This is a genomic window from Neisseria bacilliformis (assembly GCF_014055025.1).
Taxonomy (GTDB): Bacteria; Pseudomonadota; Gammaproteobacteria; order Burkholderiales; family Neisseriaceae; genus Neisseria; species Neisseria bacilliformis.
This window is the reverse complement of record NZ_CP059571.1, coordinates 482,068-496,865: the sequence shown is the minus strand read 5'-3', so window position 1 is coordinate 496,865 and position 14,798 is coordinate 482,068. Positions and strand designations below refer to the sequence as shown.

The 14,798-nt window shown below is 60.5% G+C and carries 19 protein-coding genes and 2 tRNA genes; 12 read left to right on the top strand and 9 right to left on the bottom strand.

The annotated features are described in order from the left end of the window. Nucleotides 1–5 precede the first annotated feature (5 nt). From H3L91_RS02510 to H3L91_RS02490, 5 genes are all read left to right on the top strand, one after another. Nucleotides 6–82 (top strand) — tRNA-Met (locus tag H3L91_RS02510). 8 nt (nt 83–90) lie between these two features. Then, nucleotides 91–166, top strand: a tRNA-Ala gene (locus tag H3L91_RS02505). A gap of 195 nt (nt 167–361) precedes the next feature. Beyond that, nucleotides 362–1,699, top strand: a complete 1,338-nt coding sequence (gene argG / locus H3L91_RS02500; protein WP_007341894.1) for an argininosuccinate synthase — start codon at nt 362–364, stop codon at nt 1,697–1,699. A 153-nt stretch (nt 1,700–1,852) separates the two neighbouring features. Then, the gene (locus tag H3L91_RS02495) at nt 1,853–2,422 is read left to right on the top strand and encodes a GNAT family N-acetyltransferase (RefSeq protein ID WP_007341893.1); all 570 of its coding nucleotides are present in this window, start codon (nt 1,853–1,855) and stop codon (nt 2,420–2,422) included. A 71-nt stretch (nt 2,423–2,493) separates the two neighbouring features. Then, the gene (locus tag H3L91_RS02490; RefSeq protein WP_007341892.1) at nt 2,494–2,895 is read left to right on the top strand and encodes a hypothetical protein; all 402 of its coding nucleotides are present in this window, start codon (nt 2,494–2,496) and stop codon (nt 2,893–2,895) included. A gap of 260 nt (nt 2,896–3,155) precedes the next feature. Here the strand turns inward: H3L91_RS02490 and H3L91_RS02485 are convergent, their stop codons facing one another. Beyond that, nucleotides 3,156–4,163, bottom strand: a complete 1,008-nt coding sequence (locus H3L91_RS02485) for an IS5 family transposase (protein WP_182109823.1) — start codon at nt 4,161–4,163, stop codon at nt 3,156–3,158. Nucleotides 4,164–4,234: 71 nt separating this feature from the next. Continuing rightward, a complete protein-coding gene (locus tag H3L91_RS02480; protein ID WP_040659333.1) occupies nt 4,235–4,615 on the bottom strand; it encodes a winged helix-turn-helix transcriptional regulator in 381 nt (126 codons plus the stop codon). 169 nt (nt 4,616–4,784) lie between these two features. Between H3L91_RS02480 and H3L91_RS02475 the strand changes: the two genes are divergently transcribed. The 4 genes from H3L91_RS02475 (at nt 4,785) to H3L91_RS02465 (ending at nt 6,628) form a co-directional block, all read left to right on the top strand. Beyond that, nucleotides 4,785–5,348: an NAD(P)H-dependent oxidoreductase gene (locus H3L91_RS02475; protein WP_007341890.1), complete on the top strand. Its 564-nt coding sequence runs from the start codon at nt 4,785–4,787 to the stop codon at nt 5,346–5,348. A 74-nt stretch (nt 5,349–5,422) separates the two neighbouring features. Next, entirely contained in the window at nt 5,423–5,857 is a 435-nt protein-coding gene (locus tag H3L91_RS02470; RefSeq protein ID WP_007341889.1) for a tetratricopeptide repeat protein, read from the top strand. Continuing rightward, a complete protein-coding gene (locus H3L91_RS12170) occupies nt 5,854–6,009 on the top strand; it encodes a hypothetical protein (RefSeq protein ID WP_007341888.1) in 156 nt (51 codons plus the stop codon). The genes H3L91_RS02470 and H3L91_RS12170 overlap by 4 nt, the downstream gene beginning before the upstream one ends. Nucleotides 6,010–6,397: 388 nt before the next feature. Then, the gene (locus H3L91_RS02465; RefSeq protein WP_007341887.1) at nt 6,398–6,628 is read left to right on the top strand and encodes a DUF2798 domain-containing protein; all 231 of its coding nucleotides are present in this window, start codon (nt 6,398–6,400) and stop codon (nt 6,626–6,628) included. 80 nt (nt 6,629–6,708) lie between these two features. Here H3L91_RS02465 and H3L91_RS02460 read toward each other — a convergent pair whose 3' ends face one another. Continuing rightward, nucleotides 6,709–7,509, bottom strand: a complete 801-nt coding sequence (locus tag H3L91_RS02460) for a DUF1269 domain-containing protein (RefSeq protein ID WP_007341886.1) — start codon at nt 7,507–7,509, stop codon at nt 6,709–6,711. Nucleotides 7,510–8,108: 599 nt separating this feature from the next. Here H3L91_RS02460 and H3L91_RS02455 point away from each other — a divergent pair. Together H3L91_RS02455 and H3L91_RS02450 are read left to right on the top strand one after the other, a co-directional pair. After that, nucleotides 8,109–8,477 carry a hypothetical protein gene (locus H3L91_RS02455; protein WP_007341883.1) on the top strand — a complete coding sequence of 123 codons (369 nt, stop codon included), beginning with the start codon at nt 8,109–8,111 and terminating at the stop codon, nt 8,475–8,477. 161 nt (nt 8,478–8,638) lie between these two features. Beyond that, nucleotides 8,639–9,286: an IS1595 family transposase gene (locus tag H3L91_RS02450; RefSeq protein ID WP_182109904.1), complete on the top strand. Its 648-nt coding sequence runs from the start codon at nt 8,639–8,641 to the stop codon at nt 9,284–9,286. Between the two features lie 7 nt (nt 9,287–9,293). Here the strand turns inward: H3L91_RS02450 and H3L91_RS02445 are convergent, their stop codons facing one another. Next, nucleotides 9,294–9,557, bottom strand: coding sequence for an NAD(P)H-binding protein (locus tag H3L91_RS02445; protein WP_182109865.1), 264 nt, complete (start codon nt 9,555–9,557; stop codon nt 9,294–9,296). A gap of 113 nt (nt 9,558–9,670) precedes the next feature. Here H3L91_RS02445 and H3L91_RS02440 point away from each other — a divergent pair, with 113 nt between their 5' ends. After that, nucleotides 9,671–10,561, top strand: coding sequence for a LysR family transcriptional regulator (locus H3L91_RS02440; RefSeq protein WP_040658660.1), 891 nt, complete (start codon nt 9,671–9,673; stop codon nt 10,559–10,561). A gap of 52 nt (nt 10,562–10,613) precedes the next feature. Here the strand turns inward: H3L91_RS02440 and H3L91_RS02435 are convergent, their stop codons facing one another. From H3L91_RS02435 to ruvA, 5 genes are all read right to left on the bottom strand, one after another. After that, the gene (locus H3L91_RS02435) at nt 10,614–11,669 is read right to left on the bottom strand and encodes a fatty acid desaturase family protein (RefSeq protein ID WP_244958477.1); all 1,056 of its coding nucleotides are present in this window, start codon (nt 11,667–11,669) and stop codon (nt 10,614–10,616) included. Nucleotides 11,670–11,991: 322 nt separating this feature from the next. Further along, nucleotides 11,992–12,885 (bottom strand): patatin-like phospholipase family protein, encoded by an 894-nt coding sequence (locus H3L91_RS02430; RefSeq protein ID WP_007341878.1) that lies wholly within the window; start codon nt 12,883–12,885, stop codon nt 11,992–11,994. A 70-nt stretch (nt 12,886–12,955) separates the two neighbouring features. Beyond that, complete coding sequence (locus tag H3L91_RS02425) at nt 12,956–13,339, bottom strand: hypothetical protein (protein WP_007341877.1); 384 nt, start codon at nt 13,337–13,339, stop codon at nt 12,956–12,958. Then, nucleotides 13,336–14,133: a class I SAM-dependent methyltransferase gene (locus H3L91_RS02420; protein WP_007341876.1), complete on the bottom strand. Its 798-nt coding sequence runs from the start codon at nt 14,131–14,133 to the stop codon at nt 13,336–13,338. Before H3L91_RS02420 ends, H3L91_RS02425 begins: the two co-directional genes overlap by 4 nt. A gap of 70 nt (nt 14,134–14,203) precedes the next feature. After that, nucleotides 14,204–14,785, bottom strand: a complete 582-nt coding sequence (gene ruvA / locus H3L91_RS02415) for a Holliday junction branch migration protein RuvA (RefSeq protein WP_007341875.1) — start codon at nt 14,783–14,785, stop codon at nt 14,204–14,206. Nucleotides 14,786–14,798: the final 13 nt, after the last annotated feature.

Sequence of the window (14,798 nt, the reverse complement as noted above, 5' to 3'; positions counted from 1 at the left end):
TTCACGGCGAATTAGCTCAGTCGGTTAGAGCAGAGGAATCATAATCCTTGTGTCCGGGGTTCGAGTCCCTGATTCGCCACCAAACTCATCGGGGGTATAGCTCAGTTGGTAGAGCGCTTGCATGGCATGCAAGAGGTCAGCGGTTCGATCCCGCTTACCTCCACCAGACAACACAAAGGCTTGGTTGCAAAACCAAGCCTTTTTTTATGCCCGCAGGCAGATGGGCAACCGCGCCGCCCGCCTGCCCGCCCTATATTTGAGGCCGTTTGAAAACGTATAACAGCATTTTTCAGACGGCCTCAACCCCGCCGCCTGCGGTACAATCGCCGTTTTTCCCAACCCGTTTGCAAAGGACTCCCCCATGACCACCGCCACCATCCTCCAATCCCTCCCCATCGGCCAAAAAGTCGGCATCGCCTTTTCCGGCGGGCTCGACACCTCCGCCGCCCTGTTGTGGATGAAACTCAAAGGCGCGCTGCCCTACGCCTACACCGCCAACCTCGGCCAGCCCGACGAAGACGATTACGACACCATCCCGCGCAAGGCGATGGAATACGGCGCGCAAAACGCCCGCCTCATCGACTGCCGCAGCCAGCTTGCCCACGAAGGCATCGCCGCCATCCAATGCGGCGCGTTTCACGTCTCCACCGGCGGCGTACCCTATTTCAACACCACCCCGCTCGGCCGCGCCGTAACCGGCACCATGCTGGTTTCCGCCATGAAAGAAGACAACGTCAACATCTGGGGCGACGGCAGCACCTACAAGGGCAACGACATCGAACGCTTCTACCGCTACGGCCTACTCACCAACCCCGCGCTGAAAATCTACAAACCCTGGCTGGACCAGCAATTTATCGACGAACTCGGCGGCCGCCACGAAATGAGCGAGTTCCTGATTGCCAACGGCTTCAACTACAAAATGTCCGTTGAAAAAGCCTACTCCACCGACTCCAACATGCTCGGCGCCACGCACGAAGCCAAAGATTTGGAGTTCCTCAACAGCAGCGTCAAAATCGTCAAACCCATCATGGGCGTAGCGTTTTGGGACGAAAACGTCGAAATCAAGCCCGAAACCGTGTCCGTGCGCTTTGAAGAAGGCGTCCCCGTCGCCCTCAACGGCCAAGAGTTTGCCGACCCCGTAGAACTTTTCCTCGAAGCCAACCGCATCGGCGGCCGCCACGGCCTGGGCATGAGCGACCAAATCGAAAACCGCATCATCGAAGCCAAATCGCGCGGCATCTACGAAGCCCCCGCCATGGCCTTGTTCCACATCGCCTACGAACGCCTCGTAACCGGCATCCACAACGAAGACACCATCGAACAATACCGCATCAACGGCCTCCGCCTCGGCCGCCTGCTGTATCAAGGCCGCTGGTTCGACAGCCAGGCTCTGATGCTGCGCGAAACCGCCCAACGCTGGGTCGCCCGCGCGATTACCGGCGAAGTAACCCTCGAACTGCGGCGCGGCAACGACTACTCCATCCTCAACACCGAATCGCCCAACCTCACCTACCAGCCCGAACGCCTGAGCATGGAAAAAGTGGAAGACGCCGCCTTCACCCCGCTCGACCGCATCGGCCAGCTCACCATGCGCAACCTCGACATCGCCGACACCCGCGCCAAACTCGGCATCTACTCGCAAAGCGGATTGTTGCAACTGGGCGAAGGCTCGGTATTGCCAAAGTTGGATAACAAATAAAACGCCCATAAGGCAGCCTGAAACGGGGAAACGGTTTTAGCTTCGCAGAAGCTCGCAAGCTCGCTTTCAGGCTGCTTTTTCAAATATGAAAGGCCGTCTGAAAACATCGTTTCCACATCCCCTATACAAACAAACGCACACCAAGGAAAACCCATGAACACCCCCACCCTGCGCCTGAACCGCGTCCGCCTCGAACCCCTCGCCCCGCAACACGAAACCGCCCTGCGCGAAGCCGTGTGTGACGGCAACATCTGGGAGCTTTTAGTCACCACCGCACCCGCACCCGATCAAGTGGCAGCCTATATCCAAACCGCCCTGCAAACACGCACCGCCTTTGCCGTTATCGACGAAGACAGTGGCCGCATCGTCGGCAGCACCTCGCTCTACAACACCGACCCCGCCGTCCCCCGTGCCGACATCGGCTACACCTGGTACGCCCGCTCCGCGCAGCGCACCCGCATCAACACCTGCTGCAAACTCATGCTGCTGGATTACGCCTTCGACACTCTCGGCTGCACCTGTGTCGGCTGGCAGACCGATATCCTCAACACCGCCTCGCAAAGCGCCATCGAACGGCTGGGCGCCAAAAAAGACGGCATCCTGCGCCGCCACAAACTGCGTAAAGACGGCAGTGTGCGCGACACCGTGGTTTACAGCATGCTGCGTGAAGAATGGCCGCAGGCCAAAGCTGCGCTGGAAGCAAAACTGGCGGCGTTTGGCTGACGTACAGATCAAGCAAAGGCCGTCTGAAACCTTTTTCAGACGGCCTCCGCCCACCAACCGAAAGCCCCGCCATGACCGTCACACTCAACAAACTCAACGTCCTGCTTCTGCTTTATGCCGCCGTTTCCGCCTGCATCTTTCAGTTTGCCCTCCCCGACCCTCCCGCTACCTGGCCGGCATGGAGCGCCCTCACCGCCTTTTGCGCCCTGCACGGCTTTATCGTGGCGCGTCGGCTGAAACGCGGGCAGGACGCAGCGCCTGCCGGCATCGGCAGCTACCTGACCGGTTTGCTCATCGTGATCTGGCTGATGCAGGGCATGGACATCCTGATCTACGCCGATTACTACACCGCCGCCTACCGCATCCCGCGCGACCAACTTTCCGCCATCGACTTTACCGTACCCCAAGCCCCCGAATGCAGCGGCGGCAACCGCGTCAGAGTCTGCTACCTGCCCGCCGCGGAAGCCGGGTAGGTCGGGCATTCATGCCCGACATTTCCCCAGTCCGCCAGTATTTGTCGGGCATGAATGCCCGACCTACGCTATTTCCAACACAACAGGCCGTCTGAAAAACCGATTTTCAGACGGAGACCTTTGCAAAATTCCTTTTTCCCCGACAGCCGAAACCTAAATAAAGATTTTTGGCTGTTTTTGTTTCAAATATCCACTGATTCTACCCCAATACCCCCTTAATCCTCCCCGGATACCTGATAATCAGGCATCCGAGCCGCCTTTTAGGCAGCAACAGGCACACTTAGCCTATTAGCCGCTTTCAACAGGTTTAAACACATCGCCTTCAGATGGCTTTGCGCACTCACTTTAATCAGCCCAAAATAGGCTGCCCGGGCGTAGCGGAATTTACGGTGCAGCGTACCAAAGCTTTGTTCGACCACATAACGGGTCTTCGACAAATATCGGTTACGTTTGGTTTGCGCTTCCGTCAGCGGACGGTTGCGGTGGGCTTTGCGCATAATGCCGTCCAGCAACCGATGCTCTTCCAGATGTTGCCGGTTTTCCGCACTGTCGTAGCCTTTATCGGCATAGACGGTCGTGCCTTCGGCTATCCCTTCCAGCAAAGGCGACAGATGGTTGCACTCATGGGTATTGGCGGGGGTAATGTGCAGTTTCTCGATATAGCCTTCCTCATCGGTGCGGGTATGTTGTTTGTAACCGAGTTTGTAGAGGCCGTTTTTCTTTGTCCAACGGGCATCTTTATCTTTACTCGGTGTGGTTTGGCCGCTGACTTGTCCTTCTTCATCGACTTCTATGGCCTGACGCTGTTTGCTGCCGGCGGTCTGAATAATGGTGGCGTCAATGACGGCGGCGGATGCCTTCTCTACTTTTAGGTTTTTCTCGGCCAGTTGGCGGTTGATCAGTTCCAGCAGTTCGGACAGGGTGTCGTCTTGCGCCAGCCAGTTGCGGTAGCGGCATAAGGTGCTGTAATCGGGGATGCTCAGTTCGTCAAAACGGCAAAACAGGTTGAAGTCGATGCGGGTGATGAGGCTGTGTTCGAGTTCGGGATCGGAGAGGCTGTGCCATTGTCCGAGCAGGACGGCTTTGAACATGGACAGCAGGGGATAGGCGGGACGGCCGCGGTGGTCTCGGAGGTAACGGGTTCTTTGACGATTCAGGTACTGTTCGATCGGTTGCCAATCAATCACTTGATCCAGCTTTAATAGTGGGAAGCGATCGATGTGTTTGGCAATCATGGCTTGTGCGGTTTGCTGAAAGAAGGTGCCCATGAGAAATCCCCTAAATGTCTTGGTGGGAATTTAGGGGATTTGGGGGGGATTTTGCAAAGGTCTCTGCCTGATTATCCGCGCCCCTCATCCACAAAACTCCCCCGCGCCACAATCACCTGATTGCCCCACTCGGTCAGCGCAGCCAGCACAGGCAGAAAGCTGCGCCCGAAATCCGTGAGCGCGTATTCGCTTTTCAGTGGCGGCTTGCTGCCGAACACCTGCCGCGACACCAAGCCGTCGCGTTCCAACTGTTGCAGGCAGCGGCTCAACACCGCTTCGGTAGCATTGTGCAGGCGCGTGTGCAGCTCGCCGAAGCGTTTTGCGCCGTCCTGCAAATGGTAAAGGATGACCGCCTTCCATTTGCCGCCCACCAAATCCATCGCCACGCTGAGCGTGCAAGGGTAAATTTTTCCGTTCAAGCCAAACGCGCCGTTGCGGCATTCTGTTTTCATTTTTTCAGAACCTGTATCCATTATTTTTAGGCAGATTTTAGGGCATGAAAGATGCCTATGAAAATAATGAATACAGGTTCTCACACCTATACAAAAGGATAGTTCTTGTTTCAGCTTTTCAGGCTGCCTACAATCGGCGCATTTCCCACCACGCCCCGAAAGGACAAACATGGCACTCATCCTCCTCGCCCATCCCGACTTCCAACAATCCGTTGCCAACAAAGCCGTTATCACCCACCTGCAAGCCGCCCGCCCGCACTACGAAATCCGCGACCTCGCCGCACTCTATCCCGATTTTCGCATTGACGCCGCCGCCGAACAACAAGCCCTGCTGCGCCACCAAACCATCGTGTGCCAATACCCGATGTTCTGGTACAACATGCCCGCCATCTTGAAACACTATTTTGACTGCGTGTTTACCCACGGCTTCGCCTACGGCAGCACGGGCGACAAACTCAAAGGCAAAAACCTCGTTGCCAGCATCACCATCGGCTCGCCCGCAGCCGATTACCGCGCCGACGGCGTCGCCCATTTCCGCGTGTTGGAGTTGTGCAAAAACATAGAGCAAACCGCATATTACGCGCAGATGAACTATCTAGACCCCTTCTATTTCCACGGCACATCGCCCGCGCTGTACACGCCCGAACAGGTGCAAAGCAAAGCCGAAAGTTGCGCGGCAGGGCTGGTTGCGCTGTTGGATAAATTGGACGGCGGTGATGGCAAGGCAGCCTGAAACCCGCTTTTCAGACGGCCTCCCCGTTTTGCCCGTACAATGCCGCTTCCGCCAACCGCAGACAGGACACCGCAATGGACAAACCGTCAGCCATCATAGCTGCCGCAGCCGTATCCTCCCTGCTGGCCGCCTGCACCGCCCCCGACCCCGACCCGGGCAGCCCCGCCTTCGAGCAGTCGCGCACCATCCTCAATCAAGGCGTCGCCCTCTACCAGCAAGGCGACTACGCCGCCGCCCTGCCGCTGTTCAAACAGTCCGCCGCCATGGGCAACCTCAAAGCCCCGCGCTACATCGGCCTGATGTACCTCAACGGCAGCGGCCTATCCAAAGACCCCGCCCGCGCCTTCGCCCAATTCCAAACCGCCGCCGCCAAAGGCGACATCACCTCGCAATACTGGCTGGGCTGGTGCTACGAACACGGCGCCGGTACCGCGCAAAACTACGCCCAAGCCCTGCACTGGTACCAGATCTCCGCCCAACGCGGCGACCACATCGCCGCCCCGCCATGAACGCACTGGGCGCAATGTACGAAAAAGGCGAAGGCATGCCCGCCTCGCGCGACACCACCGTATCGTGGTACCGCAAAGCCACCGCCGCAGGCGATGCCGACGTGAAAACCGCCGCCGAAGCCGCACTGGCACGGCTGGGCGCGGCGCAGTAGGTCGGGCATTGATGCCCGACGTTTTTTAAAATCCGCCCGTGTCTGTCTTTGTCGGGCATCAATGCCCGACCTACGGACTCGGTAGGGTGTGCGGCTCTGCCACGCACGCGGTTTGAAAATGCCCGAGATTTTGCGAAGGATGCAGCCTGAAAACCGGAAACAAAGGTTTCAGGCTGCTTTTCCCCGGCGACAGGCCGTCTGAAAGCGAAGCTTCAACGAAGTTAAAAACCGTTTTTCAGACGGCCTTTTCTGTATTTTCAGGCTGCTTTGGGCGGCGTTTTCAGGCGGCCTGATTGTGCGTTTGTCGCCGGATGCGGACGGTTTTTCGTATTTTAACCGTTTTGCGCACGGGTTAAACTGCCGTTTTGTTTTGTCTGGAAGGGACGCGATGAAAAAACTGCCGAAAAAATACGCAGGCGTAATGTTTTCCTTTTACGCCTCGGCGGTGATGGTGCTGATTGTCAGCGGCGTGCTGGTCGCGCTCAACACGGGGCTGGACGCGGGCCATCCGCTGCGGCTGGCGAAGTCCTACCTGATTACCTGGCCGGTGGCCTTCGCCAGCCTGCTGGCCGTGCGCCCGCTGGTGGCAAAACTGGTGGCCGCGAGCGTGGAGGGCTGAAAGGCCGTCTGAAAGCGAAGTTTCAACGAAGTTAAAACCTACTTTCAGACGGCCTCTTTGCCAAGCAAGCATTCAACCGTTTATTTTTTCAAGGCTTCTTTCACCAGCTCGCCCGCTTTTTCCAGCTTACTGCCACGTTCGGCCAAATCGGCTTTCACCGCGTCGATGCGCGCGTCGATTTTGGCTTTGCGTTCGGCAGACGCGGCTTCGCGCTGTGCCTGCAAGGTTTTGAGTTTGGCCTCGGCATCCTGTTTGGTTTTTTCCCATTTGCCCTGCCACGCGCTCTGGGTGTCGGCGATTTTCTGTTTGACGTCGGCAATGTGCTGTTGCAGCTTGGCTTTGTCTTCGGCGGCGGCGGTTTTCAACTCGGCTTCCAGCGCGTCCAGCTCGGCATTGTAGGCGGCCAGGTCGCGCTGCCACTGGATGTCGGCGATGTCGGCCTTGTTGCGGCGGTAGAGCAGCCCGCCTGCGGCGGCAACGGCCTCATCCAGCGGGGCGGTCCATTCTTCTTGGATGTCGGCCAAAACCGCCACTTTGCCCGGGGTGAGCACTTTGGCCACTTCGTCGGCGAAACGCGCGTCGATGCCCGCGTCTTCCAAATCCACCAGCGAGCCGCCGAGGCCGCCCAGAGCCATGCCCGCCAAGAGGCCGACGGGGCCGGCCAGCGCGCCGACCAGGCCGCCGAACAGCAGGCCGGTAAGGGTGGCCGCGCCGCTGCCGCCGTCGAGCTGTTTCACGCTGATTTTGCCGTCGGCGTCTTTGGCGAACACGGTGGTGCCGTACACGCTGATGCGGCCGTCGCGGTGCAGCTCCGACAGGCTGTTCAGCAGCTTGGCGGCCTCGGTTTCTTGGTTGAATACGGCTACGATGATTTTGTTCATGGCAATTCTCCTAAGGGTTGGGAAACACCCGCCACGCGGCAGGCAGGCCGATTATAGGAGCGCGGCGGCGGGGCGGATACCGGCGGCGCGGGCGGCCAAGGCCGTCTGAAAAACTTAATCCGTTGAAAACAATGATTTTTTTCAATTCCGTAAAGGAAAGCTAACCCACCTTTGCACCCGCTTTCGAATCTTTACCCGCTGCAATGGTTTGGTTTCAGGCCGTCTGAAAGGGCGGCGAAAACCACTTGCCGAACGAAACACGCCGCTGCCGCCCGGCCTGCGCAGGGTTTTAACTTCATTAAAACTTCGTTTTCAGACGGCCTCCCATAGCGGCATCCGCACAGGCGGCAGTTTTGCCCCGCTTCAAGGTTTGCCCGCGTGCCTGCGGCGTTTTCAGGCTGCTTTGAGGCCGTCTGAAAATACGGTTTCGGTGTGGTTGGAAAAGGTTTTTCAGACAGCCTCAAAACGTTTCCGCCCGCCGCACCCGCGCCGTCTTTACAAACCGCGCCCACAGGTAAAAACCCGCCAGCCCGCTTGCCGCTGCCGCATAAGCACCCCTAGAATCCGTGCCTTTCCCACCCGCCGAGAAAGGCCGACACATGAACAAATCCCCTGCCCTCTTCGCCGCCGCGCTCGCGCTGCTTTCCGCCGCCGCCACTGCCGCGCCGCTGCCCGCCGAAATCTACCGCCCCGCCGGCGCACACACGGTGAAGGCCGACCGCCAGGGCGACGGCGAGTTTGAATACGAAGCCCGCCTGTCCGCACGCGGCACGTCCGTGCCCGCGCTGGCGCGCAAAGCCACCGCCCACGCCCGCAGCAAGGGCTTCCGCGTGGTCGAGTCGGAAATCAAACACGACGATGCAGACCTGAAATTCAAACGCGGCGATCAGGAGCTGGACATTTCCATCGAACGCAAAAGCCGCGACCGCATCGAGTACAAAGCAGATTTGGACTTGGACAAAAACTGATTCCGCCCAACCGGAAAACCGCCCGAAACAGCACTTCGGGCGGTTTTTTGTGTTTTCAGACGGCCTCTGCCGCCCGTATCGCGCAGCGGCGGTTTTTGCCCCAATGCTTAAAACAAGGGGCTGTACTAGATAAGCAGTCATGTTAGACTGCAAAAACGAAGATAACCCGTTGTAAACTAAAAAAGAGTATTCAAAAGAAACTGCTCCAGTTTTTTGTACTCGAAGTTACCGCCAGTTCGGCTGCTGATTTATTGGGCATCCACCCCAATTCGGCAGTGCTGTTTTACCGCAAGGTTCGCGTAGTCATCAGCCATCATCTCTCGTTGGAAGCCGATATGGTTTTTAACGGCTCGGTCGAGTTGGACGAGAGTTATTTCGGCGGACACCGCAAAGGCAAACGCGGGCGCGGTGCGGCAGGCAAGGCGGCGGTTTTCGGTATTCTCAAACGCGGCGGCAAGGTCTATACCGTAGTGGTTGAAAACGCCAAAAGAGAAACCTTACTGCCTGTTATAACAAAGAAAATCATGCCGGACAGCATTGTCTATACGGATTGCCTGGGCAGCTATGACGTATTGGATGTGAGTGGCTTTACCCACCAACGCATCAACCACAGCAAGCTGTTTGCCGACAGGCAGAACCACATCAACGGCATTGAAAATTTTTGGAATCAGGCAAAGCGCGTACTGCGCAAATACAACGGAATCGACCGAAAATCTTTCCCGCTGTTCTTGAAAGAATGCGAGTTCCGTTTTAACTTTGGCACACCTTCCGAGCAGCTCAAAGTGCTGCGTCGGTGGTGTGGAATTTAGGGCTTATCTAGTACAGCCCCTTCATGGCGGCGACGATGTTCGCGCCCATTGCGCCCAAATCGCCCGCCAAGTTGACGTACACCACGTCCTGCCCCGCCATCGCCGCCGTTAAATCCGCTACGTTCAGCACGTCGCCATCAAAAGTGCGGTGGGTTTGGGCGGCGTTTTTGCGGGCGAACATGGTCAGGCGCAGCGCGGGATTGCGTTCGGCGGCGGCGACCACTTCCCGCGCCAGCGAGCCGTTTGCGCCGATGATTAAGATGTTTTTCATGCTTCGTTCCTCTCGTTGATGACATGGCAGGCAGTATAAACGGTTTGATTAAAAAGAATTAGCGGGTAAAATTCGCAAGACTTTATAAAATAATTTGATTAATGGAGAGACGAATGCCGCAAAACCTCAACGATCTGCGCGTGTTCCTGCGCATTGCCGACACGGGCAGTTTCACCGCCGCCGCCGCGCAGCTCGGCGTGTCGCAGTCCGCGCTCAGCTACACCGTGCGCCAACTTGAAGAACGCTTGAAAATCAAACTGTTGGAGCGCACTACGCGCAGCGTGTCCACCACAGTGGCGGGCGAGGCGTTACGCCAACAAATCGCGCCGCTGCTGGCCGAGTTGGACGCGAAAATCGAAAACCTCAACCAATTCCGCGACACCCTCGGCGGTAGCCTGAAAGTCACCGGCAACGAACACGCCTTCGCCGTCGCGCTGTGGGACAAATTCGCCGAATTTATGCGCCGCTACCCCGACATCGCGCTGGAACTGGACAGCAGCAACCGCTTCGCCGACATCGTTGCCGAACGCTTCGACGCGGGCATCCGCCTCGGGCAGTTTGTGGAAAAAGACATGATCGCCCTGCGCGTGTCGCCCGATATGCAGATGGCGGTGGTGGCGCGCGCCGATTTCGCCGCCGGCATCACCGCGCCGCAAACCCCCGCCGACCTCGCCGCGCTGCCCTGCATCGCCCTGCGCCTGCCCTCGCTCGCCAACACGCTGGCGTGGGAATTTGCCGACCCGCAAAGCGGCAAACCGTTGAAAATCCAGCCCAACGGACAATTCGTCTGCAACCGGAACGCGCTGGTCAAACAGGCGGTCAACGCCGGCTTGGGGCTGGCATGGCTGCCGCGCGACATGGCGGCGGCAGAACTGGCACGCGGCGAGTGGACGGAACTCTTGCCCGACTGGGCAATGCGCTACGAGGGCTATTATCTGTACTACCCGAGCCGGCGGGCGGATTCGGCGGTGTTTCGGGCGTTGGCAGAGGTGCTGGGGGAATAAGGCCGTCTGAAAAACGGGTTTTCGGCGGCGGGGCAGCGTTTTTCAGACGGCCTTACACGATGTCGCGCTCGGTGAAGCGGGGAAAGTCTCCTGGGCGGCGGGGGCCGCGCAGGCAGGCGAGCCACACGTCGAGGAAACGCGGGCCGCGGGCGGCGCGGCGCGGCAGTTCGTACCAGGGCAGTTCGGGGTGGCGGTGGTGGGTGAGGTGCAGGTGGTAGTTGAGGAACACCAGCCGCAGCCAGCGCGGCGCGGCGAGGTTCCACGCGCCGTTGCGGGTGTCGAGCGGCGAGAAGGCGTGATCGGTGTATTGCAGCGAGCTCCACGCCAGAGCGAAGGCGGCGTAGCAGGCGAGCCAGCCCGTCCATGTCCAGCCCAGCAGCCACGCCCAAGCGAGCTGCCAGAGTGCCGCGCCGAGCACTTCGAGGCGGGCGGACATGCCTAGGCGGTCGAGCGCGCCGATGTAGTCGTCCGCACCGGTCTGCACGCCGCCGCGCCGGCCGAAGGCGCGGATCAGGGCGCGGCGCACAAAGCGCGGGGTGAGGGCGTAGAGCAGCACGCCGCAGACGGATACCGCCCAGTACACGCCGGTGTAGATGGCGTACCACTGGGCGTATTTGAGCCAGAGGACGTCGCCTTCGTGGATGATGTCGAACTGCTCGGAGGGCGAACGGTTGTTGCGGTGGTGGGTGAGGTGGAACACGCGCTGCACGGCAAGGCCGGTGGGAAACCACGCCGCCGCCAGACGCCCGCACCATTCGTTCAGCCGCCCCGCCCTGCCCTGACGGTTTGGCGCGAACACGCCGTGCACGCATTCGTGCAGCAGGGCGAACACGGTGTTGTTGGCCAGCGCGAACAGGAGCGCGGTGGGCAGCACGCCCCACCACGGCGCGTGCGAGGCGGCGGTGAGCAGCAGCAGGTTGGCGCAGGAGGCGGCGGCGAGGATGAGGACGTTGCGGGCGGCGGGGGTCATGGTTTTGACGGTCGGTTGGGCGGACGGGTTTTGCGGCGGCACGTTTGACGGTTTTTTTTCAGACGGCCTCTTGCGTTGGGCAGGCAGACCGCGTGCGCGGCTTGCGCCACACACTGCCTGAGTTCGTAGGTCGGGCATTTATGCCCGACGTTGTTACATTTGCCGGCGTTTTTCAGTCGGGCATAAATGCCCGACCTACTTGGGATTCGTGGCTTTCAGACAGCCTCTTGGCGTTCAGACGGCATCCGTGGCGCGGCAGGGAACGCGTGCGTGGCTGCGCCACACACCCTACGCAATGCGGCAGGGTGGGTCTTGACCCACCACCATCATGCGCGTTCCCGCAAACGGTGGGTCAATACCACCCTGCCTTAACCTTAGGCCGTCTGAAAAACGGGTTTTGCGGTTTGCAGGTCGGGCATCAATGCCCAACCTGCTTGGGATTCGTGGCTTTCAGACGGCCTCAATAGCGGTAGGCCGCCAGTTTGCGTTTGATTTCGGGCAGGGCGGCGCGGGCGGCGGCTTCGCCGGTTTTGATAGCCTGCGCCTTCTGGTCGAAGCCGCCCACCGCGCCGAAGTTCTGCACGCGCGGTTTGATCACCACGTCGGCTTTGCCCAGTTCGCTGTTGAGCGCGGCGGTGTTCATGATGTTGAGCGTTTGGTCGAGGTAGGAGAAGAAGCTCTTGTCGGGCGCGTTTTCGGGCTTGGCGGAGATGTCCACGGCGATGACGAAGTTCGCGCCCTGCTGCCGCGCGGCGGTTACCGGCACGGGCTGGACGAGGCCGCCGTCCACGTATCTGCGCCCGCCGATCACCGCCGGCTGGAACACGTTGGGGATGGCGGCGGAGGCGCGCACGGCCTGGCCGGCGTTGCCCCGGTTGAAGGCCACGGCGCGGCCGCTGGAAAAGTCGGTGGCGACGGCGGCGAATTTGAGCGGGAACTGCTCGATCGGGCGGCCGCCGACTTTGCGGTTCACATACTCTTGCAGCTTGTCGCCCTTGATGAAGCCGCTGGTGGAGAGGGTCAGGTCGACCAAATCGGTTTTGCCGAGGATTTCGGCTTCCAGCTCCATGCGGTCGGGCGACATGCCGGAGGCGTACAGGCTGCCGACCAGTGCGCCCGCGCTGGTGCCGGTTACCACTTTCACGGGAATGCCGTTTTCTTTCAGCACTTTGAGGATGCCGATGTGGGCGAAGCCTTTGGACGCGCCGCCACCGAGGGCGATGGCGACCACGGCCTGCGGCTTCTGCCGTGGCGGGGTTTTCACCTGCGGCTGCGGCGTGTTGCCGCCCGGGCAGGCGGCAAGGGCGAGGGCGGCTGCGGCGGCGAGGAAGGCGCGGCGGGTGTGCGGTTTCATGGTTTTCCTTTGCGGTAGGGTTTGTTTATCGGGGTTTCAGACGGCCTCAGAGGCCGTCTGAAAAATGCGCTTACCAGTTGTCGTCAATCAGCCCGTTTTCGTGCGCGGCGCGGTAGACGGCATCGAGCGTTTCTTGCGGGCTGGGCGGCAGGGTGAACGGGCAGGTTTCGGCCAATGCGCTGCGGACGATGAGCAGGTGGCTGAGGGCGAAGGCGGCGGCGTTGCCGTCGGCTTGGCCGAGGGCGCACAGTTCGAGCGCGTCGGCGGGGTAGTAGGCTTGGCTGTTGCCGTCGATCAGGCCGTTTTGTTCGCGCACGATGCGGCGCAGGGCGGCATGGTGGCGTTCGGCTTCCGCGCCGTGGTCGGCGGTGGCGGCGATGCGGCGCAGCAGAGCGTCGTCGAAACGGGCGGCGGGAAACGGCGGCAGGGCGGCGTTGCGGCGGGGCTTTTTCATGCGCCGCCCTTTTGATTGCGCGGGAAAAACAACACTTCGTTTTCGCCCTCGGGCAGGTATTTTTTCTTGACGGCGTGGCCGTAAACGGTTTCGAGGGTGATGTGGGCAAGTTCGCCGCGCCGCCACATTTCGTCCACGACGGCGCGGGCGGCGGCTTCGTTGTCGAAATCGAGGGCGCGCCACAGGCCGAGGGTGTCCATGTCCTGCCAAAAGGTATCGGCGTTGCGGTAGTCGAGGCGCAGGGCGGCGGTGTCGGTTACGGGGTCGTAGAAGCCGCTGTCGGCGAGCATGTCGCCCAGATCGTGCATGTCGATAAGGGCGGGATTGCGGGCGTTGATGCCCTGCGTTTTCAGACGGCCTGTGAGTTCGGCAAGGGTATCGCGGCCGAAGTGGGTGAAAAACAGCAGGCCGTCGGTTTTGAGGGCGTGCGCCCAGGCGCGGAACACGGGCAGGGGGTCGGCTTCGGTGATCAGGCCGAGATTCGACCACAGCATATCCGCCGAGGCTTCGGGCAGGGGGGCGGCGAGGCTTTGGCAGTGCTGCGGCACGCTTTTGCCGGCGAGTTTGGCCAAAAGGCCGCTTTTGCGCGCGGCGGCGGCGGTGTGCAGGAAATCGGCGCGGGGGTCGTATTCGGCAAAGGCGGCTTTGGGGTAGCGGGCGGCGAGCAGGCTGCGGCCGGTGTCGCCGTCGGCTCCGGCGAGCAGGATGTGCTGCGGGGCGGTTTTGAAGACGGCGAGGCGTTCGTCGGCGGTTTGGGCGAGGTAGCGGTGGATTTGCCAGCGGTCGTTGTTCATGGCGGGTGTCCGTGCGGGCGGATGAGGCCGCCTGAAAACGCTTTGCGGTTTTTCAGACGGCCTTTTGTGTTTATTTCATCAGGTTTTTCAGGGCGAGGCGCACGCCTTCGCCCACTTCGGTGCCGGGCGGGATACCTTTGGCGGCGGCGCGGGCTTCGCGTTCGCTGTATCCGAGGGCGAGCAGGGTTTGCACGATGTCTTCGCCGCCGTCCTGCTGTGCGGGGGCGGCGAGGCCGCCTGAAACGTTTGCAGGGGCGAGTTTGCCGCGCAGCTCCAAAATCATGCGTTCGGCGGTTTTTTTGCCGATGCCGGGGGCGGCGGAGAGGCGTTTGACGTCTTCCTGCGCCACGGCCTGCGCCAGCTCGGCGGTGTTCATGGCCGAGAGGATGCCCAGCGCGGTTTTCGCGCCGATGCCGCCCACTTTGACCAGCTGGCGGAAGGCGGCGCGCTCCTCTGCGTCAGCAAAGCCGAACAGCAGGTGGGCGTCTTCGCGCACGACGAGCTGGGTGTAGAGGCGCACGGTTTCGCCCACGGGCGGCAGGGCGCAGAAGGTCTGCATGGACACTTCGGCTTCGTAGCCGATGCCGTTGACGTCGATGACGATTTGCGGCGGGTGTTTTTCGGCAAGGGTGCCGGTGAGGCGGCTGATCATGGCAATCTTTCGG